Source organism: Amycolatopsis xylanica (genome assembly GCF_900107045.1).
Classification (GTDB): domain Bacteria; phylum Actinomycetota; class Actinomycetes; order Mycobacteriales; family Pseudonocardiaceae; genus Amycolatopsis; species Amycolatopsis xylanica.
Genome location: NZ_FNON01000001.1, coordinates 623,957 through 648,122, shown reverse-complemented (window position 1 = coordinate 648,122; position 24,166 = coordinate 623,957). Strand labels below are relative to the sequence as shown.

The 24,166-nt window shown below is 69.4% G+C and carries 22 protein-coding genes; 14 read left to right on the top strand and 8 right to left on the bottom strand.

What is annotated here, in order from left to right; genetic code table 11:
* Positions 1-2: 2 nt before the first annotated feature.
* The 3 genes from BLV57_RS02800 to entS all read right to left on the bottom strand — a co-directional run bounded on the left by BLV57_RS02800 (position 3) and on the right by entS (position 2,405).
* Positions 3-221 (bottom strand): MbtH family protein, encoded by a 219-nt coding sequence (locus BLV57_RS02800; RefSeq protein WP_091286165.1) that lies wholly within the window; start codon positions 219-221, stop codon positions 3-5.
* Positions 222-328: 107 nt separating this feature from the next.
* Positions 329-1,135: an alpha/beta fold hydrolase gene (locus BLV57_RS02795; RefSeq protein ID WP_091286164.1), complete on the bottom strand. Its 807-nt coding sequence runs from the start codon at positions 1,133-1,135 to the stop codon at positions 329-331.
* A gap of 10 nt (positions 1,136-1,145) precedes the next feature.
* A complete protein-coding gene (gene entS, locus BLV57_RS02790) occupies positions 1,146-2,405 on the bottom strand; it encodes an enterobactin transporter EntS (protein ID WP_091286161.1) in 1,260 nt (419 codons plus the stop codon).
* A gap of 77 nt (positions 2,406-2,482) precedes the next feature.
* Here entS and BLV57_RS02785 point away from each other — a divergent pair, with 77 nt between their 5' ends.
* From BLV57_RS02785 to BLV57_RS02775, 3 genes are read left to right on the top strand one after another with little or no spacing between them, the layout of a single operon-like run.
* Complete coding sequence (locus BLV57_RS02785; protein WP_091286160.1) at positions 2,483-4,069, top strand: (2,3-dihydroxybenzoyl)adenylate synthase; 1,587 nt, start codon at positions 2,483-2,485, stop codon at positions 4,067-4,069.
* Complete coding sequence (locus BLV57_RS02780; protein ID WP_091286158.1) at positions 4,056-5,057, top strand: FecCD family ABC transporter permease; 1,002 nt, start codon at positions 4,056-4,058, stop codon at positions 5,055-5,057. Before BLV57_RS02785 ends, BLV57_RS02780 begins: the two co-directional genes overlap by 14 nt.
* The gene (locus BLV57_RS02775) at positions 5,054-6,040 is read left to right on the top strand and encodes a FecCD family ABC transporter permease (RefSeq protein ID WP_245757121.1); all 987 of its coding nucleotides are present in this window, start codon (positions 5,054-5,056) and stop codon (positions 6,038-6,040) included. The genes BLV57_RS02780 and BLV57_RS02775 overlap by 4 nt, the downstream gene beginning before the upstream one ends.
* 68 nt (positions 6,041-6,108) lie before the next feature.
* Here BLV57_RS02775 and BLV57_RS02770 read toward each other — a convergent pair whose 3' ends face one another.
* Positions 6,109-7,431, bottom strand: coding sequence for a salicylate synthase (locus BLV57_RS02770; protein WP_245757120.1), 1,323 nt, complete (start codon positions 7,429-7,431; stop codon positions 6,109-6,111).
* 153 nt (positions 7,432-7,584) lie between these two features.
* On the opposite strand from BLV57_RS02770, the gene BLV57_RS02765 reads away from it, so the two are divergent.
* The 4 genes from BLV57_RS02765 (at position 7,585) to BLV57_RS02750 (ending at position 12,911) form a co-directional block, all read left to right on the top strand.
* Positions 7,585-9,666, top strand: a complete 2,082-nt coding sequence (locus BLV57_RS02765; protein WP_091286151.1) for an alpha-galactosidase — start codon at positions 7,585-7,587, stop codon at positions 9,664-9,666.
* A gap of 168 nt (positions 9,667-9,834) precedes the next feature.
* The gene (locus BLV57_RS02760) at positions 9,835-11,115 is read left to right on the top strand and encodes an ABC transporter substrate-binding protein (RefSeq protein ID WP_091287835.1); all 1,281 of its coding nucleotides are present in this window, start codon (positions 9,835-9,837) and stop codon (positions 11,113-11,115) included.
* A gap of 99 nt (positions 11,116-11,214) precedes the next feature.
* A complete protein-coding gene (locus tag BLV57_RS02755; RefSeq protein WP_218134675.1) occupies positions 11,215-12,075 on the top strand; it encodes a carbohydrate ABC transporter permease in 861 nt (286 codons plus the stop codon).
* A 5-nt stretch (positions 12,076-12,080) separates the two neighbouring features.
* A complete protein-coding gene (locus tag BLV57_RS02750) occupies positions 12,081-12,911 on the top strand; it encodes an ABC transporter permease subunit (protein WP_091287834.1) in 831 nt (276 codons plus the stop codon).
* Positions 12,912-12,967: 56 nt separating this feature from the next.
* Here BLV57_RS02750 and BLV57_RS02745 read toward each other — a convergent pair whose 3' ends face one another.
* Complete coding sequence (locus BLV57_RS02745; protein WP_143046961.1) at positions 12,968-13,213, bottom strand: hypothetical protein; 246 nt, start codon at positions 13,211-13,213, stop codon at positions 12,968-12,970.
* Between the two features lie 270 nt (positions 13,214-13,483).
* On the opposite strand from BLV57_RS02745, the gene BLV57_RS02740 reads away from it, so the two are divergent.
* Positions 13,484-13,732, top strand: a complete 249-nt coding sequence (locus tag BLV57_RS02740) for a hypothetical protein (protein WP_091286140.1) — start codon at positions 13,484-13,486, stop codon at positions 13,730-13,732.
* A 6-nt stretch (positions 13,733-13,738) separates the two neighbouring features.
* Here the strand turns inward: BLV57_RS02740 and BLV57_RS02735 are convergent, their stop codons facing one another.
* Complete coding sequence (locus BLV57_RS02735; RefSeq protein WP_091286137.1) at positions 13,739-14,371, bottom strand: TetR/AcrR family transcriptional regulator; 633 nt, start codon at positions 14,369-14,371, stop codon at positions 13,739-13,741.
* A 48-nt stretch (positions 14,372-14,419) separates the two neighbouring features.
* On the opposite strand from BLV57_RS02735, the gene BLV57_RS02730 reads away from it, so the two are divergent.
* From BLV57_RS02730 to BLV57_RS02720, 3 genes are read left to right on the top strand one after another with little or no spacing between them, the layout of a single operon-like run.
* Positions 14,420-15,367 carry a patatin-like phospholipase family protein gene (locus BLV57_RS02730; protein WP_176968477.1) on the top strand — a complete coding sequence of 316 codons (948 nt, stop codon included), beginning with the start codon at positions 14,420-14,422 and terminating at the stop codon, positions 15,365-15,367.
* On the top strand, positions 15,364-16,212 hold the full coding sequence (locus BLV57_RS02725; protein WP_091286134.1) for an SDR family oxidoreductase: 849 nt from the start codon (positions 15,364-15,366) through the stop codon (positions 16,210-16,212). Before BLV57_RS02730 ends, BLV57_RS02725 begins: the two co-directional genes overlap by 4 nt.
* Entirely contained in the window at positions 16,209-17,696 is a 1,488-nt protein-coding gene (locus BLV57_RS02720) for a flavin-containing monooxygenase (protein WP_091286131.1), read from the top strand. Before BLV57_RS02725 ends, BLV57_RS02720 begins: the two co-directional genes overlap by 4 nt.
* Here BLV57_RS02720 and BLV57_RS02715 read toward each other — a convergent pair.
* On the bottom strand, positions 17,693-19,330 hold the full coding sequence (locus tag BLV57_RS02715; protein WP_091286128.1) for an ABC-F family ATP-binding cassette domain-containing protein: 1,638 nt from the start codon (positions 19,328-19,330) through the stop codon (positions 17,693-17,695). The genes BLV57_RS02720 and BLV57_RS02715 overlap by 4 nt on opposite strands.
* A gap of 104 nt (positions 19,331-19,434) precedes the next feature.
* On the opposite strand from BLV57_RS02715, the gene BLV57_RS43825 reads away from it, so the two are divergent.
* The 3 genes from BLV57_RS43825 (at position 19,435) to BLV57_RS02700 (ending at position 21,702) form a co-directional block, all read left to right on the top strand.
* Complete coding sequence (locus BLV57_RS43825) at positions 19,435-20,646, top strand: HNH endonuclease signature motif containing protein (protein ID WP_245757118.1); 1,212 nt, start codon at positions 19,435-19,437, stop codon at positions 20,644-20,646.
* 4 nt (positions 20,647-20,650) lie between these two features.
* Complete coding sequence (locus tag BLV57_RS02705; RefSeq protein WP_245757117.1) at positions 20,651-20,980, top strand: riboflavin biosynthesis intermediates N-glycosidase; 330 nt, start codon at positions 20,651-20,653, stop codon at positions 20,978-20,980.
* Between the two features lie 107 nt (positions 20,981-21,087).
* Positions 21,088-21,702, top strand: coding sequence for a thiaminase II/PqqC family protein (locus BLV57_RS02700; RefSeq protein WP_425425936.1), 615 nt, complete (start codon positions 21,088-21,090; stop codon positions 21,700-21,702).
* A gap of 7 nt (positions 21,703-21,709) precedes the next feature.
* On the opposite strand, the gene BLV57_RS02695 is transcribed toward BLV57_RS02700, so the two are convergent.
* Complete coding sequence (locus BLV57_RS02695; protein WP_091286118.1) at positions 21,710-23,818, bottom strand: bifunctional diguanylate cyclase/phosphohydrolase; 2,109 nt, start codon at positions 23,816-23,818, stop codon at positions 21,710-21,712.
* Positions 23,819-24,166: the final 348 nt, after the last annotated feature.

Below are 24,166 nucleotides of genomic sequence, written 5' to 3'. Positions count from 1 at the left end.
AGTCAGGACTCGCTGCCGTCCATGGCGCGCACCAGGCTCAGCGGGCGCATGTCGGTCCAGTTCGCCTCGATGTGGTCGAGGCAGGCCTGCCGGGAGTCCTCACCGAAGGCGATCGTCCAGCCGGCGGGCACGTCCGAGAACGTCGGCCAGAGCGAGTACTGGCCTTCCTCGTTGACCAGCGCGTAGAACTTGCCGCTCTCGTCGTCGAACGGGTTCGTCACCGGATTCACTCCCCATCAAAGGTTAGCCAAGCCTTACTTTAGACAGGCTTACCTTAGACAGGAGGGCGCGCCACCGTCCACCACCGATCGACGTGACCCAGGACTCGCTACTTGGCTGCGAAGAACTCCAGCAGCGCGGCGTTGACGGCTTCGGGCCGTTCGAGATAGCCGTAATGCCCGCACTCGGCCAGCTCGCGGTAGCGGGCGCCGGGGATGGCGTCGGCGACCTCACGGGCCAGGAACGGCGGCAGGACCGCGTCATCGGCGAACCCGATGACCAGCGTCGGCGCGCTGATCGCGCGATAGGCGGGCAGCCTGCTCTCGGTCATGTCGAGCGCCAGCTGGGCACGCAGGCCGGGAGTCCACACCACCGGCGACAGCTCGAACATGTCGAGCCAGTCCCGCACCTTCGCCTCGTCGTTGAGCGTCGCGGGCGAGAGGTTCCGCTGTGCGCGGACGATCGCCTCGTAGCGCGCGGGCAGCGCGAGCCCGCTGGCCCGCAGTTCCCGTTCGGCGGCACGCGAAGCCTTGCGCAGCAGGTCGATCCGGCCGCGGGTCGCCAGCAGCACGGCCTGGGTGACGAGTTCGGGTCGCGCGAGCGCCAGCTCCTGCACGACCTGGGCGCCCAGCGAGGTGCCGACCACCCGCGAAGGGCCGAGGTCGAGGTATTCGATCAGCCCGGCGGTGTCGGCGACCAGATCGTCGATCTTGAAGCCGTCACCGCATTCGCTGGACCGGCCGGTTCCCCGGTTGTCGAAGGTGATCACCCGGTAGCCCGCTTCGGCGAGCGCGGGGACCTGGTGCAGCTGCCAGACCCGGCCGGTCGCGGCCATGCCCATGACGAGCACCACCGGTTCGCCCTCGCCGGTGTCCCAGTAGTTGAGCTCGATTCCGTTGACCTGGGCGACTGGCACTCGTTCTCCCTCAGACCTTCAGCTCGTCCGCCGATGGGGTGCGCAGGCTCGCCTCGCGGAACTTCGGCATGGCCACCGCCATCATGACCACCCCCGCGACGCACACCAGGCCACCCGTGACGACGGCCGCGGGGCCGCCGAGCAGCCGCGAGACCACGCCGGCTTCGGCGTTGCCGACGGCCGTGCCGCCGGTCGCCTGCGCCAGCCACAGGCTACCGACGCGGCCTTGCAAACGGTCGGGTGTGTAGTGCTGGAGCAGCGCCCGGCGCAGGATCTCCGAGATCGTGTCGCCGAGTCCCGCGAGCGCGAGGAAGGTCAGGCCGAGCCAGAGCTGCCCGCTGAGCCCGAACGCGGTGATCGCCAGGCCCCACAGCAAGACCGCGGCGATCAGCGCGCGCCCGGTGTGCTGGATCCGCCCGGTCCAGCCGCTGGTGAGGGCGCCGAGGAAGGCGCCGACCGCGGGCGCGGTGTAAAGCAGGCCGACGGCGGTGGGCCCGCCGTGGAAGACCTCGGTGCCCAGCTGCGGGAACAGCGCGTACGGCATGGCGAAGACGACGGCCCACAGGTCGATCAGCAGCAGCCCGGCGACGACCTGGTTGCCCTTGATGAACTTGAAGCCGTCGGCCAGCGAGCGCAGCGGATGCTGGGTGGTGTCCGACGACTCGCCCGGTGGCAGCGAAGGCAGGAACCACAGCAGTGTGAGCCCCACGACGTAGCCGGCTGCGTCGAGCGCGAAGCAGACGGCGATGCCGGGCCCCGACGCGATGAGCCCGGCGAGCGCCGGGCCGACCATCGCGCCGAACTGGCTGGTCACCGTGATCAGCGCGCCCGCGGCCGCGACCAGTTTCGGGCCGGACAGCGCCGGGATCGCGGCCATCAGCGCGGACCCGCCGAGCCCGGCGATCCCGCCCGCGAACACGGCGGCCACGTAGACGAAACCCAGTGACGGCGCGGGAAGCGCGGCGTTGACCGCCAGCCCCGTCAGGATCAGCGCGGTGCCCGCGCGGCTGCCGAGGATCACCTTGCGCCGGTCGGACCGGTCGGCGAGCACCCCGCCCGCGATCAGCCCGGCCAGCAGCGTCACGCCGAAGACCAGCCCGACCAGGCCGACCTGCAGCGAGGACTTCGTGAGCTGATAGACCTGCAGGTTGATGCCGACGTTCGTCAGGCTCGCCCCGACCACGCTCAGCGTCTGCGCGGCGAAGACCCGCCGGAACGCGCCACTGCGGCGCAACGGCTCGATATCGATGACCAGTTCCCCGAGCCGCAAGTCCGTCGTCCCCTCGTGAGCCTCCGAATACGTCGGCTAGCCTAACCTAAGTTCATCCCCCGGAACGAGGAGCCGAGATGCTGGACGGGTGCACGCCCTGGCCACCGGAACTGGCCGGAAAGTACCGTGCGGAAGGGTACTGGGCCGGGCAGCCGCTCGACGTCCTCCTGCGTGACGGGGCGCGGAACCATCCCGCGAAGACGGCACTCGTCGGCCCGACCGGCACCCGCTGGACCTACGCCGAGCTCGACGCGCGCGCGGACCGGGCCGCCGCGGGCTTCCTCGCCGCCGGCATCGCGCGGGGCGACCGGGTGGTCGTTCAGATGCCGAACATCGACGACTTCGTGGTGACGATCTTCGCGTTGCTGCGTGTCGGCGCACCGCCGGTGCTCGCGCTGCCCGCGCACCGCGAGAGCGAGATCGTGCCGTTGTGCGAGCTCAGCGAGGCGACCGCGTACGTCATCGCGGACTCCGACGACACGTTCGACTACCGCACACTGGCCAGGACGGTGACCAAGGCGGTTCCGGGACTGCGCCACGTCTTCGTGTCCGGCGACCCCGCCGAGTTCACCGCTCTTCCCGACGCCGCACCGGTTCCGCTCGACGCGCCCGACCCGGGCGAGGTCGCGTTGTTCCTGCTCTCCGGCGGCACGACCGGCACGCCGAAGCTGATCCCGCGCACGCACGACGACTATCTCTACAACGCGCGCGCGAGTGCCGAAGTCTGCGGGCTCACCGCCGAGACCGTGTACCTGGTCGCGCTGCCCGCCGCGCACAACTTCGCGTTCGCCTGTCCCGGGATCCTCGGCACGTTCGCGGCGGGCGGCACGGTCGTGCTCGCGCCGAACCCGAGCCCGGACGTGGTGTTCGAGCTGATCGAAACCGAACGCGTCACCGTGACCGCCGTTGTCCCTCCGCTCGCGTTGCTGTGGATGGAAAACGCGGAGTGGAGCGACAACGATCTGTCCAGTTTGGAGCTGCTGCAGGTCGGCGGCGCGAAGTTCAGCGCCGAGCCCGCCGGGCGGGTCCGCGAGACGCTGGGCTGCCAGTTGCAGCAGGTGTTCGGCATGGCCGAGGGGCTGCTCAACTACACCCGCCTCGACGATCCCGAAGAGCTGATCGTCACCACGCAGGGCAAGCCGCTCTCCCCCGCCGACGAAGTCCGTGTGCTCGACGCCGACGGGAACGACGCCACCGAAGGCGAGCTGCTCACGCGCGGCCCGTACACGCTGCGCGGCTACTACCGCGCCGACGAGCACAACAAGCGCGCGTTCACCGAAGACGGCTTCTACCGCTCGGGCGACCTCGTGCGGGTGCTGCCGACCGGGCACCTGGTCGTCGAAGGCCGGGTGAAGGACCAGATCAACCGCGGCGGCGAGAAGATCCCCGCCGAAGAACTCGAGAACCACCTGCTCGCGCACCCGCTGGTGCACGACGCGGCCGTGGTCGGCATGGCCGACGAGGTGATGGGCGAGCGGATCTGCGCGTTCCTCGTGGTCAAGGGCGAGACGCCCGCGCTGCGGGACGTCACCACGTTCCTGCGGGCGCGCGGGGTCGCGGCGTACAAGCTCCCCGACCGGGTCGAGGTGCTCGAGGAGTTCCCGCTGACGACCGTGGGCAAGGTCAGCAAGAAGGCTTTGGGGAAGCTGCTTGAAGAAGACTGATGCGGCGCGGGCCACGGGGCTCGCCGCCGCCGTGGCCGTGCTCGCCCTGATCGCGCTGGTGAGTGTCGCGGTCGGCGCCCGCTCCATCCCACTGTCCACTGTGGTCACCGCGTTGGTCGGCGAGTCCACTCCGGACGTCCACTTCGTCGTGTGGGACTTGCGGGTGCCACGCACGCTCATCGGCCTCGCCGTCGGCGCGGCGCTCGGCACCGCCGGCGCGTTGATGCAGGCGCTGACCCGAAACCCGCTCGCCGATCCCGGACTCTTGGGCGTCAACGCCGGCGCCGCCGCGGCCGCGGCGCTGTCGGTCAGCGTTCTCGGCATCACGGACCTGCGCGCGTTCGTCTGGTTCGCCTTCGCGGGCGCGGCGCTCGCCGGGGTCGTGCTGTACGCGCTGGCGACCGGCGGCCGCAGCGGCGCGTCCCCGGTCCGTCTCGCACTGGCGGGCACCGCGATCACGGCGGCGCTGACCGGCGTCACCCAGAGCGCGATGCTGCTCGACAGCAAGACGCTGGACCAGATGCGCTTTTGGACGGTCGGCTCGCTCAACCGGGCCGACGGCGCGACGATCGCCCGTGTCGCCCCGTTCCTCGCGGCGGGCCTGGTGCTCGCACTGGCGCTCGCCCGCCCGCTGAACGCCATCGCGCTCGGCGACGACGCGGGCCGCGCGCTCGGGGCGAACATCGGCCGCACCCGGGTTTTGACGCTCGTGGCCATCACCTTGCTGGCGGGCGCGGCGACCGCGGCCGTCGGGCCGCTGGTGTTCGTCGGGCTGGCGGTGCCGCATATCGTGCGCGCGCTCACCGGCCCCGACCAGCGGTGGATGCTGCCCTACTGCATGGTGCTCTCCCCCGCGCTGCTGCTGGCCGCCGACATCCTGGGCCGGGTGGTCGCGAAACAGGAACTCGACGTCGGCGTCGTCACGGCGCTGCTGGGCGCGCCGGTGTTCATCTACCTGGTACGCCGGACGCGGATGGTGCGCTCGTGAAAACCCGGGCCTTCACGGCTTCCGCGCTCCTGCTGGCGCTGCTCGCGCTGATGGTGGTGTTCACGCTCGGCACCGGCGCGATCTCGGTGGCGCCGCTCGACGTGATCAGGACGCTGCTCGGCAACGGCAGCCGCATGACCAACTTCGCCGTGCTCGACCTGCGCCTGCCGCGCGTGGTGGTCGCGGCGGGCGTCGGCGTCGCGCTCGGCCTGTCCGGCGCGGTCTTCCAGAGCCTGTCCCGCAATCCGCTGGGCAGCCCGGACATCGTCGGCTTCACCTACGGCTCGGCGACCGGCGCGCTGGCCGTGATCGTCCTTTTGGGAGGAAGCACGGCGGCGATCTCACTCGGTGCCGCCGTCGGCGGCCTGGTGACCGCGCTGCTGGTGTATCTGCTGGCGTGGCAACAGGGTGTGCGCGGCTACCGGCTGGTGCTGGTCGGCATCGGCGTCAGCGCGATCCTGCAGTCGATCAACTTCTACCTGCTGGTCACCGCGAGCCTCAACGAAGCGGGCCGCGCGACCGTGTGGATCACCGGCAGTTTGGACAACCGCGGCTGGGGCGAGGCCGTCCCGCTGCTGTGGGCGCTGGCAGTCGTGGTGCCGCTCGTGCTGGCGGGCGGCCGGTGGCTGAAGATGCTGGAGATGGGTGACGACGCGGCGCAGGCGCTGGGTGTCCCGATCGAGCGCAGCAGGCTGTACTTGCTGATCGTCGGCACGGCGGCCTGCGCCATCGCGACGGCCGCGGCCGGGCCGATCGCCTTCGTCGCTTTGGTGGCGCCCCAGCTCGCGAAACGGCTTACCAAGGCGTCCGGGCCGAATCTGCTCCCGGCGGCCTGGATGGGCGCTCTGCTCGTCGTGGTCGCGGACTTCGCCGCGCAGCGCGTCGCGGGCGACACGCTGCTGCCGGTCGGCGCGATGACCGGCGCGTTCGGCGGCGTCTACCTCGCGTGGATCCTCTGGCGCTTCCGCACCAAAGCCTCCTAAGACGCGATAAAGCGGGCTTTATCCCACCTCGGGATAAAGCCCGCTTTATCGCCTTCTCAAGGCTTAGCTCAGTCGGCGCGGACCACGAACGGCGCGACGCTGGAGAGCTTCTCGCAGGTCTCCTCGAACTCGCGCTCAGGCGTCGAGTCGGTGACGATGCCCGCACCCGCGCGCAGCCACGCCTGGCCGTCCTGCTGGTACACCGCGCGCAGCACCAGTGCCGCGTCGAGCGCGCCGTCGTGCGAAGCCGAAAGGACCGCGCCGGAGTAGAGGCCGCGCCGGGTCTCGTCGAGACGGAAGATCGCGTCGAGTGACTCACGCTTGGGGATGCCCGACGCGGTGATCGCCGGGAACACGGCTTCCAAGGCGTCCCAAGAGGTTCGCCGCTCGTCGAGCGTGCCGGTCACGAGCGAGGCCAGGTGCTGGACGCTGCCGCGCTCCTTGATGCCCATGAAGTCGTCGACGCCGACGGTGCCCGCCCGGCACACGCCGCGCAGCTCCTCCTGGGCGGCACGCACGGAGACCGCGTGCTCGAAGACCTCCTTGGGGTCCGACTCGAGCTCGCTGCGCGCGGCCGCGTCGGCCTCGGTGCCGCGGCCGAACGCGCGGGTGCCCGCCAGCGGCTGGGTCAGCACGTGGCCGTCGGCGTCGACCGTGACGATCACCTCGGGGCTGAAGCCCGCCGCCTCGGTGCCGTTCATCCGCAGCAGGAACGACCGCGCCGGGGTGTTGCCGCGGCGGCCGACCTCGTAGGTGCCGGCCATGTCCGCCTCGAACGGGATGCGCACCGTCCGCGACAGGATGACCTTCTGGTACTGCCCGAGCTGGATCTCCTTGACCGCCTGCGCGACGCGCTCGCGGTAGCCCTCGCCGTCGGCGCGGACGTCGATGCCCGTCGCGGCCGGGGTGATCGGGTCGACCGGCTCGCGCAGCAGCTCCAGCACCCTGGCGCGCTCGGCCTCGTCGGCACTGCGGACCACCACGCCGCGCTCGTCGATGCGGACCTCGGTCCTCGGCACGATCAGGCGCGCGAGTTCGCCACCCGGCGCCTCGGAGCCACGCGAGACCAGCGAGGCGATCAGCCCGGCGAAGTCGAAACCGAGCCAGCCGTAGGCGTTCCAGCCCTGGATCGGCAGCGCGTCGAGCGCGCGGCGCAACGCGTCGGCTGGCGAGCCGGTCCACTCCACCGCGATCTCGTCCTCGCCCGCGAGCGTGGTCTTGACCTGCTTCGCGTCGAGCGAGACGGTCGCCAGCGCGCCGCCGGCGACGGTCCAGCGGCCGCCGCTCTCGTAGACCACGTAGTCGTCGAACAGTCCGGCCCTGGCGAGCTTCACCACGAGCGGGAGAGGATCACTCGAAGCGCTGAAGGACTCATCCTCGTAGACCGACACGAACTCTCCTCGTACGCCGCCATCCGGCATTTTCACACCCACGGACTTAGGCTATGCAAACCTAACAACCACGGTCAAGCAGTGCGACCTCGATCACCGTCCCGATGACCGGTCCCCTGGCCGATTCCGCGCCCCGAGGCCAAGATTGCGCTCGTGATCGCCTTCGACGAGCAGTCCCGGCTCTGGGTTCTCCAGACCACCACCTGGACGTACGCGCTCCAGCTCACCGAGGAGGACGCGCCACGCCACGTCTACTGGGGCCCGGCGCTCACGGCCGAGCAGGTCGCCGGCGTGGTCCGGCCGAGTGCCGCCTGGTGGGACGGGTTCAACGACCCCAACGAGGGCCGCGAGGAGCTGGCCGTCGACGGCGGCACCCGGTACTGGACACCCTCGCTGCAGGTCCGCTTCGCCGATGGGACCCGTGCGCTCGAATGGGCGTACACGGACCACGAGATCGACGGCGGCGCCCTGCGGATCGGCTTCCGCGACCGCCACTATCCACTGAGGATCGACCTGCACTACCGCGTCCGCGGCGACGTGCTCGAGCGCTGGGTCGGGCTGGCCAACGACGGCGAGCCCGTCGAGGTGCTGCGCGCGGACTCCGCCGCCTGGGTGCTTCCCGAGCGCGCGGACTACCGGCTGTCCCATGTGGTCGGACGCTGGGCCGCGGAAAGCCAGCTGCGCCGCGAATCCGTGGCCGAGGGCGAGACGGTGTTCGCCAGCAGGCGCGGGATCACCAGTCACCACGCCAATCCCTGGGTGATGCTCGACGCGGGCGACGCGTCCGAGACCCACGGCGAGGTGTGGAGCACCGCTCTCGCCTGGAGTGGTTCCTGGCGCATCACCACGACCAGGAGCATCGACGGCCGCGTCACGGTCACCGGCGGATTCGGCCAGGACGGCGTCACCCACCGGCTGAACCGGGGCTCGGTCTTGACCACACCCGTTTTCGCGGGCGTGTTCTCGGAAAACGGCTTCGGCGGCGCCAGCCGCGCCTGGCATGACTACACGCTCGAGCACGTGCTCCCCCATTCCGACGAACTGCGTCCCGTGCTCTACAACTCTTGGGAGGCAACGGCTTTCGACGTCAACGAGGCGGGCCAGCGCAAGCTCGCCGCGCACGCCGCGAGCCTCGGCGTCGAGCTGTTCGTCATGGACGACGGCTGGTTCGGCAGCCGCACGAGCGACAACGCGGGCCTCGGCGACTGGGTCGTCAACCGCGACCGCTTCCCCGACGGCCTCGCCCCGCTCGCCGACGAGGTGCACCGCCTCGGCATGAAGTTCGGCCTGTGGGTCGAACCCGAGATGGTCAACCCGGACAGCGATCTCTACCGCGCGCACCCCGACTGGGTGCTGCATCATCCGCACCGGCGGCGCTCCGAGCTGCGCAGGCAGCTCGTGCTCAACTTCGCGCGCGAGGACGTCGCCGCGTGGGCGCACGGCTGGCTCGACGCGCTCGTCCGCGACAACGGCATCGACTTCCTCAAGTGGGACATGAACCGTCCGTTCAGCGAAGCCGGATGGCCGGACGACGAAGACCCCGATCGCTTGTGGACCGGACACACCCAGGCCGTCTACGCGATCATGGACCGCCTGCGCGCCGACCACCCCGGGCTGCGCATCGAGTCGTGCAGCGGCGGCGGGGGCCGGATCGACCTCGGCATCCTCGCGCGCACCGATCAGGTCTGGACCTCGGACAACACCGACGCGCTCGACCGGCTGCGCATCCAGCACGGCTACACCCAGGTCTACCCGGCGCGCGCGATGTCGGCCTGGGTCACCGACAACCCGAACTTCGTCACCGGCCGATCCACCCCGCTGGCGTTCCGCTTCCATGTCGCCATGGCGGGCGTGCTCGGGATCGGCGGAAACATCGTCGAGTGGAGCGAGGACGACCTCGCGTTCGCACGCGAGCAGATCGCGCTCTACAAGGAGATCCGCGAAACCGTCCAGCACGGCGCGCTCCACCGGCTCCAGCCGCCATCCGCGTCGGGGATCTCGGCCGTCCAGTACGTGTCGCCCGAGCGGACGGTCGTGTTCGCCTACCGCCAGTCGGCGCACTTCAACCTGCCCGAGCGGCGCGTCCGGCTGCGGGGCCTCGACCCCGCGGCCCGCTACCGCGACCCCGGCAGCGGCGCCGTCCACCACGGCGCCGTCCTGCTCGCGCACGGGATCGAGATCGACCTGCCGAAGGGTGACCACGGGAGCGCGATCGTCCGCTTGTATCGTATCTGACGTATAAGATCGCGCAGGCAGAGATCGGATGTATAAGGTCACAGGGCGGCTTTCAATCCCCCAAAGGGCTTGACAGTTGTCTAAACATCGGATCGAATGCCCGAGTCTCGTGACGCAGGTCACCGAGGCCCATGGGGTTCAGGCAGTGTGGTGGAGAGGCGGCTGATCATGAGAAGGTCCCTGGCGCTGGGAGCGGCGATACTGCTGGCCGCGAGCGCGTGCACGGTCGGCAGCGACACCGGCTCGGGCACGAACGGCGGCGGCACCAAGGAAATCTCGTTCCTGACCTTCGAATCGCCCAACCTCACCCCGGCCTACTGGGACGCCGCGATCAAGCGCGTCACCGACAAGCACCCGGAAATCAAGGTCAAGAAGCTGGTCGCGCCCAGCACCGACCGCACCGGGTACGCCAAGCAGCTGCTGACCTCCGGGCAGTTCCCCGACGTCGCGATCGCCGTCGACTCGGCCGGGTTCGCCGAGTCCGGCGCGCTCTACGCGTGGACGCCCGAGGAGCTCAAGGACTTCCAGTTCCCCGACGCCAACCCGATCAAGGGCGGGCACCACCAGCTGCCCGCGAACACCCAGACGATCCCGCCGATCTACTACAACAAGAAGATGTTCGCCGACGCGGGCATCACCGCTACGCCGACCACGTGGGCCGAGCTGGTCGCCGCGGCCGAGAAGGTGAAGGCCAAGGGCGGCAAGCCCTTCGTCATCGGCGGCGGCAAGGAAGGCTTCCCGTCGGCGATGATCCTCGACGGGATCGTCAGCGTCGACCTCTACGGCAAGACCCCCGACTGGCTGACCCAGCGCCGCGCGGACAAGGTCAAGTTCGCCGACCCCGACTTCCAGAAGGCGTTCGGCAAGTTCGCCGACCTGGTCGCCAAGGGCTACATCGACAAGAGCCAGGTCTCGCGCAGCTACGACGACACCCAGGCCGCCTTCCTCAAGGGCGAGGGCGCGATGTACCCGATGGGCAACTGGTTCGCCTCCGCCGCCGACTCCAAGCCGCACGACTTCGAGATCGGCGTGTTCAACTTCCCCAGCGAGGACGGCAAGCTCGTGGTGCCCGCGTACACCGGCGGCGGCATGATCGTGAACGCCAAGTCCGCGAACCTCGACGCGGCGCGCACCTTCGCGCTGGCGTTCCAGCTCGACAAGACCCAGCTCGACACCTCGGTCAAGGCCGACGGCCTGTTCCCGGCGATCAAGGGCTACACCCCGCCCGCCGACGCGGGCGCGGTGTTCAAGGCGGGCTACGACCTCTACCAGAAGGCCGTCGAGCAGAAGGCGGTCGTGAACGCCTTCTCGTGGGAGACCGCGGACGACGGCCTGCTGCCCGGCATGAAGGACAAGGTCTACCAGGCCGCGCAGGACGTGATCACCGGCCGCAAGTCGGTCGCGGACGCGTGCGCCTTCCTCGACACCGAATGGGCAAAGGCCAAATAACCCGAGATGGCAACAGATGTGGTGACCGCTCCGACGCCGGAGCGCGCTGACCGGAGCAAGGTGCCCACCCGGCGCAGGCGCAAGCCGATCCTGCCGAGGGTGTGGCACTTCGCCTCGTTCGGCGCGCCCGGCGTGCTGATCTACCTCTGCTTCGTGATGGCGCCGATCCTGATCAGCTTCGGCTACAGCCTGACGAACTACAACCCGTTCAACCCGCCCACGAAGTTCGTCGGGCTGGAGAACTACAAGAACCTGTTCAGCGACGAAACCTTCCTCACCGCGCTGTGGGTGACCACGGTGCTCACGCTGATCGTGGTCATCGTGCCGAACGTGCTCGGCCTCGGCATCGCGCTGCTGCTGGACAAAAAAGGCTGGCTTTACAACGCCCTGCGCACGGTGTTCTTCACGCCGGTCATCCTGAGCTCGGTCGTGGTCAGCATCATCTGGCAGAAGCTGCTCGACGACCAGGGCCCGGTCAACCAGGCGCTGCGCGCGTTCGGCGTCGAGCATCCGCCTGGCTGGCTGTCCGACCCGGACATCGCGTTGTATTCGGTCGCCTCGATCGTCTGCTGGCAGATGCTCGGCTTCTGCGTGGTCGTCTACCTGGCCGGTCTGCAGGGCGTGCCCGCCGAGCTCTTGGAAGCCGCGGAGATCGACGGCGCCGGGCCGTGGCGCCGGTTCCGCGCGGTCACCTGGCCGCTGCTCGCGCCGTCGCTGACCATCAACACGGTCGTGATGCTGATTTCGGCGTTCAAGACCTACGACTACGTCAAGGTCATCACCAACGGCGGGCCCGGCTCGGGCACCACGGCGACGATCGCGTTCAACGTGCTCGCGACCGGCCTCGACGCCAACCACGCCGGTTATGCCTCGGCGATGGCGGTCGTGATGCTGACGATCGTCGCGGTCGTGACCACGATCGTGCTGCAGTTCCTGCGCAAGCGGGAGGTCGACCTGTGAGCGCCGTGACGACAGGCAAGCGGTCTTGGGTCCGCCCGGTGGTGGCGATCGCCGTCAGCGCGGTCTTCTTCATCCCGCTGTACTACGTGCTGGTCAACGTCTTCAAGCGCGGCGACCTGATCTCGACCGAGCCGTCCGCGCTGCCGCTGCCGCCGACGCTGAAGAACATCAGCGCCATGCTGACCAGGCCGGACGGGCTGTACTGGGTCAGCCTCACGAACAGCATCGTGGTGACGCTGCTGTCGATCCTGGTGCTGACCGTGCTTTCGGCGATGCTCGGGCACTACCTGGCCCGGTCGCAGAAGCGCTGGACGAAGGCGCTGACGATGGTCCTGCTCGCCGGGCTGATGATCCCGCCGCAGGTGATCCTCATCCCGATCACCGACGTGCTGCGGGCGACGCACCTGATGGCGACCCTGCAGGGACTGGTGCTGTTCAACGTCGGCTACTACGTGCCGTTCGGCGTGTTCGTGTTCAGCGGGTTCATCCGCGGCGTGCCGGTGGAGCTGGAAGAGGCGGCCCTGCTCGACGGCGCGAACCGGATGCAGGTGTTCTGGCGGATCGTGTTCCCGCTGCTCAAGCCGGCGACGGCGAGCGTGCTCATCTTCCTCGGCGTCTGGATCTGGAACGACTTCATCGACCCGCTGATCATCCTCGGGCCTTCGCAAGGCACCACGGTGACGACGGGCATCTACCGGTCCATCGGGCAGTACCAGGCGGACCTGGGCAGCGTGTTCGCGCTGATGTTCCTGGCCACGCTGCCGGTGCTGATCTTCTACCTGGCGCTGCAGAAGCAGTTCGTCAAGGGTCTCACCGGCGGTGCGACCAAGGGCTGAACGAGCGGAGGGGACCTAGGCCGTTTCCGGCGGTTCAGGTCCCCTCTTCGGCGTTCTCAGGCCGCCCCCACTTGCGGATAGGCCTTCTGGACACAGCTGATGCACCATCTGATCCGGTCGAGATACGTCTCAGGATGATCCCCCGCCTCCTGCGCCACGTCGCACAGGCAGCCGCTGGACTCCTGCGCCTTGAGGATGCTTTCGATCTCGGCCCTGATGCTGTCGACCGGCAGATCGGCCGTGACCGGCAACGGTGAACAGAACAGCGCCTGCACCAATTCCGGTTTCGCTACCTCGGACATCTCGGTTTCCACCCCTCAGTCGGTTTTCTCTGGATCTGCTCCCTTCCAGTGAAGCTCGTCACACTCCGCCGTGCTAGTGCTTTACGACCAAAGATGGGTATGAGCGTTGCACTCCGTGCACAAACCAGAACCCAAACGAGATCAAGTGACGCAGCGTTACTCCATTGTCACGGTCGTCACCGTGACCCATTGGTTACCGAATAGTCCCGTCATGAGGCGTGGGTCACGTTCTCCCGTTCACGGTGGAGGTAATCGACCCGGGAGCTGGAGATGACCGTCAGCGCACAGCCAAGACCTTGGAGCATCACCCTGATCGTGAACGGACGAGAGCCCAGCACGGGGCGCTCGGTACCCATCGCCGTCGGCGTCACCCAGGACGTCGGCGGAGCCCATCTGACACTGCGGGTCGAGAACGGCCCCGACATCCGCCTCACCATGGCCGAGGCGGCGTTGCTGCGGCACCACCTGGCCACTGCGGTGCTGGAGCAGTACCACCTGGACGCGGACTCGGCCTCGTAGGGCTCGTCAGTCGCGCGCGGCGATCCCGTCGTACATGACACGGCGGATCGCCGCGCTCAGGCGCGCCTGCGACTCGGGCGCCGGATCACGCAGGCTCGCCAGCACCGCGGCGAGGATCATGCCGTTGATCGCGCGGGCGGATCCCTCGACGTCGAGGTCCGCGCGCAGGTAGCCGAGCTCGACCCCGTGACTCAGGTACGCGGCGGTCAGCTGCGCGGCGCCGTCGTAGAAATCCAGCACGCGCTCCCGCATCTCGGCGTCGATGCCCGCGGCTTCGAGCAGCAGGAAGCGGGCGAGCCGGGGGTCGCCGCCGAAGATCCCGGCCAGCGCGTCCCCGATGCGCGCGGTCTGCGTGCGGTACTCCGCCAGGCTGCTGACCGCGTCGGGGGCGTTGTCGGCGGCCAGCGCCGCGACCACGGTCCGCACCAGGTCGGTGATCACGTGGTCGACGATGTCGCGCTTGTTCTGGAAGTACCGGTAGAAGGTCCCGTGCCCGATGCCGAGGCGCGCGGCGATGTCGGCGATGCCGGTCGCGTGGTAGCCGCGCTCGGCGAAACAGTCGAACGCGGTCTCGATGATCTCGCGCCGCAGTTCCTGCTTCTTGCGCTCGGCCCTGCTCACCGGCGTCCCTGTCGTCATCAACCCAGCATATTGCCCTTCGCGCGAAACTGACATACCGTTCCAAGAATGACACGCCATTCCGATTCGGCTCTGGTGATCGGCTGCGGCGGCACGCTGGGCTTCGCCTGGACCGCCGCCGTCCTGGACGCGCTGCACACCCGAGCGGGCTGGGATCCCGGCGCCGCGCGGTTTCTGATCGGCACCTCCGCGGGCGCGGAAGCCGTGGCCATGCTGGGTGCGGGTATCCCCGCCTCGGCGATCCTCGGCGCGCTGACCGGCTCGGATGGCGACCCCGTCGTCTCCGCGCACCTGCGCCGGTCGCCTGGCCGGTTCCCGCCCGTGCCGTCGCCGCGGTGGCCCGCGACCGGGCTGGTGCGCGCCGCGCGCCGCGGCCAGGTCGACCGGACGGCCGGGCTCGCGGGCCTGCTCCCCCTCGGCCGCGGCGACGCGGGCTGGCTGCGAGACCTCGGTGACGCGCTGGCGACCGAAAACGGCTGGGTCGCCCATCCCGCGACCTGGTGTGTGGCCACCGACCTGACCGGGCAGCGTGTCGCGTTCGGGTCACCCGAAGCCCCGAGTGCCAACCTCGGCGAGGCGATCGCGGCGTCGTGGGCGATCCCCGGCTGGTTTCCCCCGGTGCCGATCGGCGGACGGCTTTTCCTCGACGGCGGCACGGTTTCGCCGACCTCGGCCGACCTCCTGCTCGGACACGACGTCGAAGAGGTCGTCGTGATCGCGCCGATGTCCAGCGAGAGCGGCGCTCTCGCACGCGGTTTCTCTCGCGCGGAGCGACTCTTGCGCGCCGCGATGACCCGCAGGCTCGACGACGAGGTGCGCCGCCTGCGCGCGGCGGGCAGCCGGGTGATCCGGATCGAGCCGTCTCAGCGCGACCTCGACGCGATGGGCGCGAACTTCATGGACGGCAGGCGCCGCGAACGGGTGCTCGACACCGCGATGAGCACCGCACCGGATCTGCTCGATCAGGCCTTCGAAGGACAAGGAGCACGGTCATGACCCGCTATCCGGCGATCGACCTCACCGGCGCCCACGTGGCGATCACCGGTGCGGGGCAAGGCATCGGCCGGGTGACCGCCGAGCGCATGGCCGCGCGGGGCGCGCGAGTGTCCATCGGCGATCTCGACACCGAAGCGGCCAAGCGCACCGCCTCGGACGTCGGCGGCACCGCGCATCACCTCGACGTCACCGACCCCGACTCGTACGCAACGTTCCTCGCGGAGGCCGAAACGGCGAACGGCCCGGTGAGCGTGCTGGTCAACAACGCCGGGATCATGCCCAACGGCGGTTTCCTCGACATCCCGGCCGAGCAGAACCGGGCGATGATCGAGGTCAACCTCTTCGGCGTCATCCACGGCATGCGGCTCGCGCTGCCCGGCATGCTCGAGCGCGGCCGGGGACACGTCGTCAACGTCGCGTCGCTGGCCGGGAAGTTCCCGGTGCCGGGACTGGCGGTCTACAACGCCAGCAAGTTCGCCGTCGTCGGGCTGACCGCCGCCACCCGCCTCGAGTACGCGCACCTCGGCGTCAGCGTCAGCGCCGTCCTCCCGTCCGCCGTCGACACCGCGCTCGCGTCCGGTTTGGACATGCGGCCGATTCCGAAGGTCAGCCCGGGCCGGATCGCCGACGCGGTGGTCGCCACCGTGCGCACCCGCGCCGCCGAGGTCGCCGTGCCCGGCTACGTCGGCGCGCTCGCGACCGCCGCCGGGCTGCTGCCCGAGCCGGCGCTCCTCGCGTTCCGCAAGCTGGCGAAGGGCGACCGCGCGCTGCACCCGGACAGCCCCGAGCGCGCGGGCTACCGCGCCCGACTCACCCAGGACACCACGCGAAAGGATCAGGCATGAGCACCTACGACGCGATCATCGTCGGCGCGGGCTTCGGCGGGATGGGCGCGGCGATCCAGCTCAACCGCCTCGGGTACGACAACCTGCTCATCCTCGAACGCGAGTCGGACCTCGGCGGCACCTGGCACGTCAACCACTACCCCGGACTGGCCGTGGACATCCCGTCGGCCACCTACTCCTACTCGTTCGAGCCCAACCCCGGCTGGTCCCGCCTGTTCGCGCCGGGCCGCGAGCTCAAGCGCTACGCCGAGCACGTCGCCGACAAATACCGGCTGCGCCGCTACATGCGGTTCGGCACCGAGGTGACCGGAGCGGTGTGGGACGCCGACCGCGCACAGTGGACGGTGTCCCGCCGCGACGGCGACCCGGTCACCGCGAAGTACCTGCTCACGGCGACCGGTTTCCTTTCCCAGCCCAGGAAACCCGACATCGACGGGATCGACACGTTCGCGGGCAAGGTCATCCACACCACCGACTGGGACGACGGCTACGACCTGAGCGGCAAGCGCGTCGCGGTGATCGGCACCGGCGCGACCGCGGTCCAGCTCATCCCCGAACTCGCCAAGGTCGCCGCCGAAATGACGGTGTACCAGCGGACCCCGATCTGGGTCAGCCCCAAACCGGACCTCGCGGTCCCGCCCGCGCTGCGGCGTGCCTTCGCCGCGGTCCCGCTCACCCAGCGGATCGCGCGCTGGGCGGGCAGCGCCGTGCTCGAGCTGATGATGGTCACCGGGGTGCTGCACTACAAGCAGCTTCCCGCGGCCAACCGGCTCGGCGAGCGCTGGTGCCGCGCGCATCTGCGCCGCCAGATCCGCGACCCCGAGCTGCGGCGCAAACTGACGCCGAGCTACTCGTTCGGCTGCAAACGACCGACGTTCTCCAACGACTACTACCCCACCTTCACCCGCGACCACGTCCACCTGGAGACCACGCCGATCGCGCGGATCGACGCCACCGGCATCGTCACCTCCGACGGCGGGCGCCGCGACATCGACGTGCTGGTGCTCGCCACCGGGTTCGACCTGTGGGAGGCGAACTTCCCGGCGATCGAGATCATCGGCCGCGACGGCCGCGACCTCGGGAAGTGGTGGCGGGAGAACCGGTTCCAGGCCTACGAGGGCGTCACCGTGCCGCGGTTCCCGAACTTCATCTCGCTCAACAGCCCGTACTCGTACTCGGGACTGTCCTATTTCACCACCATCGAGACGCAGATGCGGCACATGGACCGGCTGTTCACGGCCATGCGCGCCCGCGGCGCGACCGAGTTCGAGGTCACCCAGCACGCCAACGACGAGTTCCTCGGCCGCATGCGGGAGAAGATCGGCGACTCGATCTTCGCGCTCGGCCAGTGCTCGGCCGCCAACAGCTACTACTTCAACCCGCACGGCGAAGCGACCTTGCTCCGGCCTTCCTCCACCGCGAACGCCCATCGCGAAGCCGGGCGTTTCCCGCTCGAGGACTACTCGTTCGCCGGGAAAGGCTAGCGCTCGGCGACCTTCCCGTCGGCGACCTCGAAGCGCCGAGTGGTCTCCACGGCCTCCAGCATGCGGCGGTCGTGCGTGACCAGCAGCAGCGTGCCGGGGTAGTTCGCGAGTGCGGACTCGAGCTGCTCGATGGCGGGCAGGTCCAGGTGGTTGGTCGGCTCGTCGAGCACGAGCAGGTTGACGCCGCGGATCTGCAGCAACGCCAAGGCGGCCCGGGTCCGCTCCCCCGGCGAAAGCGTCGCGGCGCGCCGCAGCACGTGCTGGGCCTTAAGGCCGAACTTGGCCAGCAGCGTGCGCACTTCCGCGTCCGCGAGCTCGGGCACTTCGGCGGCGAACGCGTCGACCAGCGGCTGGTCGCCGAGGAAGAGCTTGCGTGCCTGGTCGACCTCGCCGACGACCACCCCGGAACCGAGCGACGCCTCGCCCGCGGTCAGGTCGACCCGGCCGAGCAGCGCGGCCAGCAGCGTCGACTTGCCCGCCCCGTTCGCGCCGGTGATGGCGACCTTGTCCGCCCAGTCGATCTGCAGATCCACCGGGCCGAGCGTGAACTCGCCCCGGTCGACGACCGCCCCGCGCAGCGTCGCGACGACCGCGCCCGCCCGTGGCGCCGCCGCGATCTCCATCCGGAGTTCCCACTCCTTGCGCGGCTCCTCGACCACCTCGAGCCGCTCGATCATGCGGTCGGTCTGCCGGGCCTTCGACGCCTGCTTCTCGGTCGCCTCCGACCGGAACTTGCGGCCGATCTTGTCGTTGTCGGTCGCCTTGCGCCTGGCGTTCTTGACGCCCTTCTCCATCCACCCGCGCTGCATGCTCGCGCGGGCTTCGAGCGCGGCCTTGGTGTCGGCGAACTCTTCGTACTCCTCGCGCGCGTGCCTGCGCGCGACCGCGCGCTCCTCGAGGTACGCCTCGTAGCCGCCGCCGTAGGAATTGACCTGCTGCTGCGCCAGATCCAGCTCGACCACCCTGGTCACCGTGCGCGCGAGGAACTCACGGTCGTGGCTCACCAGCACGGTCCCGGCGCGCAGGTTCGTCACGAACCGCTCGAGCCGGTCGAGCCCGTCGAGATCGAGGTCGTTGGTCGGCTCGTCGAGCAGGAACAGGTCGTAGCGGCTCAGCAGCAGCGACGCCATGCCCGCGCGCGCCGCCTGCCCGCCCGACAGCGAGGTCATGGGCTGGTCGAGGCTCACGTCGAGCCCGAGTTCGTGGATGACCTCGCCGATCCGGTCGTCGAGATCCGCGCCACCGAGCGCGAGCCACCGGTCGAAGGCCGTCGCGTACGCGTCGTCGGCGCCCGCCGTCTCGGCCGCCAGCGCGGTGGTCGCCGCGTCGAGTTCGGCCTGCGCGGCCGCGACACCGGTACGCCTGCTCAGAAAGGCGTGCACGGTCTCGCCCGCGCGCCGCTCGGGCTCCTGCGGGAGGTGCCCGACGGTCGCGGTGGGCGGGCTCAGCTGCACGGTCCCCTGCTCCGCCGGGATCAAGCCGCCGAGGGTGCGGAGCAGTGTCGACTTGCCCGCGCCGTTGACCCCGACGAGGCCGACGACATCACCGGGTGAGACGACGAGATTCAAGCCGGAGAAGAGGACGCGATCGCCGTGGCCGGCCGCGAGGTCCTTCGCTACGAGTGTGGCGCTCATGAGGGTTACGAGCTTAGTTGGCCCCTGTCGCAGGCTCGCGACGGCTTGCGGATCACCCGATCGTGTCCTGGTGGCTAGAGGTATATGTCCCTACATTCGAACATGTGAACGATAAACGAAGAGCTGGGACCGCTTACGCGGACCAGCCACCCTCGATCTTCCTGACGGTGAACCTCAAGGAGCTCTCCGCCGCGCAGCGAATGGACCTTTTGAACGAAGTCGACAACGCGCGCGCCACACTCGATGCCGCCTACCTCCGCACGGTCAACGGACTCGTCGAAGCGTTGGGCGGCGATGCCAAGGCCGCGGTCGACCTGATCACCGTGGAACGCAAGACGAGCTCCGCTCGCGTCGGCAAGGACATCGCCTTCGCGCACTCGTTGGCGGCCAGGCATCCCCTGTCCTTCACCGCGTTGGCCGGCGGCCGCCTCAACTGGCTGCGCGCCGACATCATCGACCGCGCCTGCTCGGGCCTGACCGAGAAGAACGCCCGAGCGGTGGACGCGGCGATCCATCCCCGCGCCTGTGACCTGTCCCCCGGTCAGCTCTGGTCCTTGCTGCGCACGACAATTCTCACCATCGACCCCGAGGGTGAAGCCAAACGACGCGCGATCGCGAAGAAGGGCCGCCGTGTCTCGGTGAAGCCCGAGCCCGACGGGATGGCGACGCAGCTCTGGCACGACTCGGCCGAGAACGTCCTGGCCGTGCAAGACCGAATCGACACGATCGCCCGCGAACTCGCGAGCGAAACCGATCCGCGCTCGATGAACGAACTCCGCGCCGACATCATGCGAGATCTGTTGCTGGGCAAGTACACCAGCAAGACCGTCGCCCACGTTTACGTCGCGGGCAACGCTTCGACCATCCTGGGACTTGATGATCTGCCTGGGACCCTCCGCGGCTACGGCGCCATCACCGCCCAGCAGTTGCGGGAGATCGCGTTCAGTCTCCAGGCGACCTGGACCGGCGTTCTCGTCGACGACGGCGGCTACCCGAAGAAGATGGCCGAGAAGAAATATCGGCCGAGCGCGGCGTTGAAGGAATTCGTCCAGCTGCGCGACAACACCTGCACCTTCCCGGCGTGCTACCAGGTCGCGCACAAGACCGACTACGACCACGTGCGGCCTTGGAACCGACGCGGCCGGACCTCCAGCGCGAACGGCAAATGCGAGTGCCGCCGCCATCACCGCGCCAAGCATTCCGGCCGCTGGCGAGTTCGAACGGGCGCTGACGGCGACACGGTGTGGACCTCGTCGGTCACGCGGCGAAGCTACTCGAAGAAGCGGGAACCACTCGTCCCCGTCATGGCGGAGTAGACCGGTGACCGAGGTCAAGATCAGGAAGGCGAGCCACCCCAACGAAGCCAAGACGCTCGGCCGCCAGATCACCGGATTCGACGAGCAGGCCTGGACGAAGCACCGCCACGACATTGTCGTCGCCGGAAACCTCGCCAAATTCGGGCAGAACGCCGAACTCAAGACATTCCTCCTCAACACCGGAGACCGAGTCCTCGTCGAAGCGTCGCCCCTCGACCGGATCTGGGGCATCGGCCTCGCCGAAGACGACGAGCGGGCCGCCGACCCGAACCGCTGGCTGGGACTGAACATGCTCGGCTTCGCGCTCATGGAGGTCCGCGAGCGGCTTCGCTAGGCTCGTCGGGTACCGACCGTCAGCGAACGGTCACCGACCGGCAAAAGGGGAACGGTAGATCCATGGCCGCTTCGGCTCGTGAGTTGCTCAGCGCAGTCCACCAAGAGTTGGCACCGAAGGAAAGTGAAAACCGGCTGGTCGACCTGATCGCGAGCGGCGAGGCGCCGCGTTCGGTGTTCCGGCTGATCGCGGCCGAGGAAAGCCGCATCGTGCCCAGCGACCAGCGCAGCTTCCTGCACCTGGCGGCGCGGGCGAGCGAGCCCGGCGCGCGCGAGTTCTTCGCCGGGCTCGGCGCGGGCGAAGGCCTCGCGCTCGAGAAACTGAAGGCGCTGGCCGCCGTGACGGGCCTCGACGACCAGGCGCTGCGCGAGTACCGCCCCCTGGCGGGCTGCCAGGCGTACCCGTCGTTCATGGCGTGGATGGCGCTCAACGGCAAGCCCGCCGACGTCGTCGTCGCGCTCAACGCGAACTTCGCCGCGTTCGGCACCTACTGCGCGACCATCGCGAAGGCGATGCGCGAGCACTACGGCTTCGACGACGAAGCCTGCGGGTTCTTCGACTTCTTCGGCGCGCCGATCCCTGGCGCGGACGAGCAGGCCGCGACCATCGTCCAGGCCGGGATCGACCGCAACGAGGCGACCGACGAGGCGTGGACCTACGCGCGCCTGTTCCAGGACTACGAACTGCAGTTCTGGAACACGATCGCCGACGAGGCCAAGTAGCTCGCGCTCAGGCTCGCCCGGCCGGCGCCTTGCCGGCCGGGTCGAGCAGGGGCAGCGGGCCCAGCCTGCGGTGCCGGTGCAAGGTCAGGAACGTCGCGACCACGTCAGGATCGAACTGCGTGCCCCGGCCGCTGAGCAGCTCACGCACGGCGCCGTCCTCGGTCAACGCCTTCTGGTACGGCCGCTCGGCCAGCATCGCCGCCCACGAGTCGCACACCGCCAGGATGCGCGCCTCGATCCGGATGTGCGCGCCCGCGAGCCCGCCCGGGTAGCCCGTCCCGTCGAACCGCTCGTGATGCTGCCGGATGATCTCGGCGACGTCGTCGAGCCCGGCGACCGTCTTCGCCAGCCTGCAGCCGAATTCCGGGTGCTGCCGCACGAGCAGCCACTCCTCGTCGGTCAGCGGCTTCTCCTTGGTCCAGACCTCCTGCGGCACGAGCACCTTGCCGATGTCGTGCAGCCGCCCGGCCAGCTCCACCCGGCCCGCCACCTCGGGCGCCAGGCCCATCCCGGTCGCGACCAGCCCGGACCAGTAGCCGACGACCTTGCTGTGCTCGTGGTTGGACAGCCAGCCGTCCACCTCGTCGGCGACCTTCTCGAGATCGAGCGTGAGCGACCGAACCGCGTGCTGGTCGACCGGCGGGTGCCCGCTGAGATCGGCGAGCACGACCCGGTCGCGCCCCTGCGCCTTGGCCGAGTACAGCGCGCGGTCCGCCGCGCCGAACAGCTCGCCGGGGGTGTCGCCGTGCAGGGGGTAGCTCGCGGTGCCCACCGAGATGGTCGCGCCGATCCACACGTCACCGGAGACCACGATCGGCCGGTCCGCCACCTGCTGGCGCAGCCGCTCGGCGATCACCGCGGGATCGTCGGGGCCCGCGTCGCGGATCAGGATCGCGAATTCCTCGCCGCCGTAGCGGGCGAGGTGGTCGCCGGGCCGGATGGCCTCGCGCAGCCGCTTGCCGATCTCGATCAGCACCTCGTCGCCGACGGGGTGGCCGTAGCGGTCGTTGACGGACTTGAAATGGTCGACGTCGGCGATCAGCACGGCGACCGAACCGCCCGCGCGGCGCGCCCTGGCGAGTTCGGGGACCATTTGGGCTTCGAAGTGACGCCGCGTGCGCAACCCGGTCAGCGCGTCGGTGATGGCCAGTTTGCGTTGCTGGGAAACAAGCCCGGCCAAACGCGCGATCGTGAGCAGAAACAACACCGCGCAAGCACAAGCGACCACCGGAATACCGGAATGCGCACCGCGGGCGTTCTCGATGAGCACGGTCGCGGGCGCGATGAGAACAGCCGTGCACAAGGCGCCGATGCGCCACGGGCCTGGCACCGGCGCGCCGAACGGCACCGGTTCGGCGACCTTGCCCATGGTCGGGTGCAATGCGGACGCGCCGAGCAGCAGGTTCCCGGAAAGCCAAATGGCGTCGAGGAAATTGCCCGCCGAATAAGTGCCGTTCACCTGCTGCACCACATAGACGGTGTCGGCCACGACGAACGAGAGCAAACTCAAGGACAGCAGCGAAAACGCGACCGGGCGACGGCCTTGGCCGAGAACCAGCCGCAGCGCCACGGCGAACATGGCGAGGTCCATCATCGGATAGCCGACCGAGGCCACCTTGACCAGCATCGGCGCGGTGCCGGTCGCCTGCGGCGCGATGAGGTAGAGCCAGGACAGCATCCCGCCGACCACGGCGAGCATCGCGGCGTCGAGCACCGCGGGCAGGTCCCAGCCGGGGGTGCGCGAGCGGATCAGCACGATCAGGCCCGCCACCACGAGCGGATAATGTCCCAGGTAGAACACGTCGGCGAGCGCGGGGAAAGCGAGGTCGTCGAGGATGTAGTGCGCGACGTAGAAACTCGTGTCGGCGGTCGCGTAGACGATCTGGCCGAGCCCGAGCAGGACCCACGGGAGCTTGGCCGCGGGCCGGTTGCGGACGCACCCGTAGAACACGGCGACGAAGGCCGAGACGCTGACCGCGCAGTAGAGCGCGACCCGTAATAGTTGCGGAGCGGAAGAAATAACGGTCACGTAGTAAGCGGCGATGACCACGAAACCGGCGGCAAGATACCCGGCCCAAGTCCATCGCCGTGGCGCCGCCCCTGCAAAAGTCGTCACAGCCGCTCTTCCCCGCCTCAGCTATCGGCGAAAATCCACGTGCGAGGCGACCACCTTACCGCTGCCCCGATCCGAAGATCCTCACCCTAGAAAGACCGGCGAGTGCAGTGGCACCCGCAAACCCGTTCTTCACCTGGTTGGCGGACCCCAGAAAACGCTGCGTGACAACTTTATTCTTGACCTCGGACGGCGCCGGGGCAAAATGTCCCGCTTCCGTTCAGCGGGACGAAACTCCCGCCCGCCCCGTGGGCGTGCCATTTCGGTTACTTGGCGAAACTCCGGACCGACTTGTCCCGCCCGTTCGATGGCCTGGGTAGGCTGACGAGGTTGACGTTCCGTGAGCAGTGA

Bases quoted from the DNA above. Each gene is read 5' to 3' on its own strand.
- BLV57_RS02785 (WP_091286160.1), top strand. From the start codon at position 2,483: ATGCTGGACGGGTGCACGCCCTGGCCACCGGAACTGGCCGGAAAGTAC.
- BLV57_RS02760 (WP_091287835.1), top strand. From the start codon at position 9,835: ATGAGAAGGTCCCTGGCGCTGGGAGCGGCGATACTGCTGGCCGCGAGC.
- BLV57_RS02745 (WP_143046961.1), bottom strand. From the start codon at position 13,213: ATGTCCGAGGTAGCGAAACCGGAATTGGTGCAGGCGCTGTTCTGTTCA.
- BLV57_RS02740 (WP_091286140.1), top strand. From the start codon at position 13,484: ATGACCGTCAGCGCACAGCCAAGACCTTGGAGCATCACCCTGATCGTG.
- BLV57_RS02735 (WP_091286137.1), bottom strand. From the start codon at position 14,371: ATGACGACAGGGACGCCGGTGAGCAGGGCCGAGCGCAAGAAGCAGGAA.
- BLV57_RS02730 (WP_176968477.1), top strand. From the start codon at position 14,420: ATGACACGCCATTCCGATTCGGCTCTGGTGATCGGCTGCGGCGGCACG.
- BLV57_RS02725 (WP_091286134.1), top strand. From the start codon at position 15,364: ATGACCCGCTATCCGGCGATCGACCTCACCGGCGCCCACGTGGCGATC.
- BLV57_RS02720 (WP_091286131.1), top strand. From the start codon at position 16,209: ATGAGCACCTACGACGCGATCATCGTCGGCGCGGGCTTCGGCGGGATG.
- BLV57_RS02715 (WP_091286128.1), bottom strand. From the start codon at position 19,330: ATGAGCGCCACACTCGTAGCGAAGGACCTCGCGGCCGGCCACGGCGAT.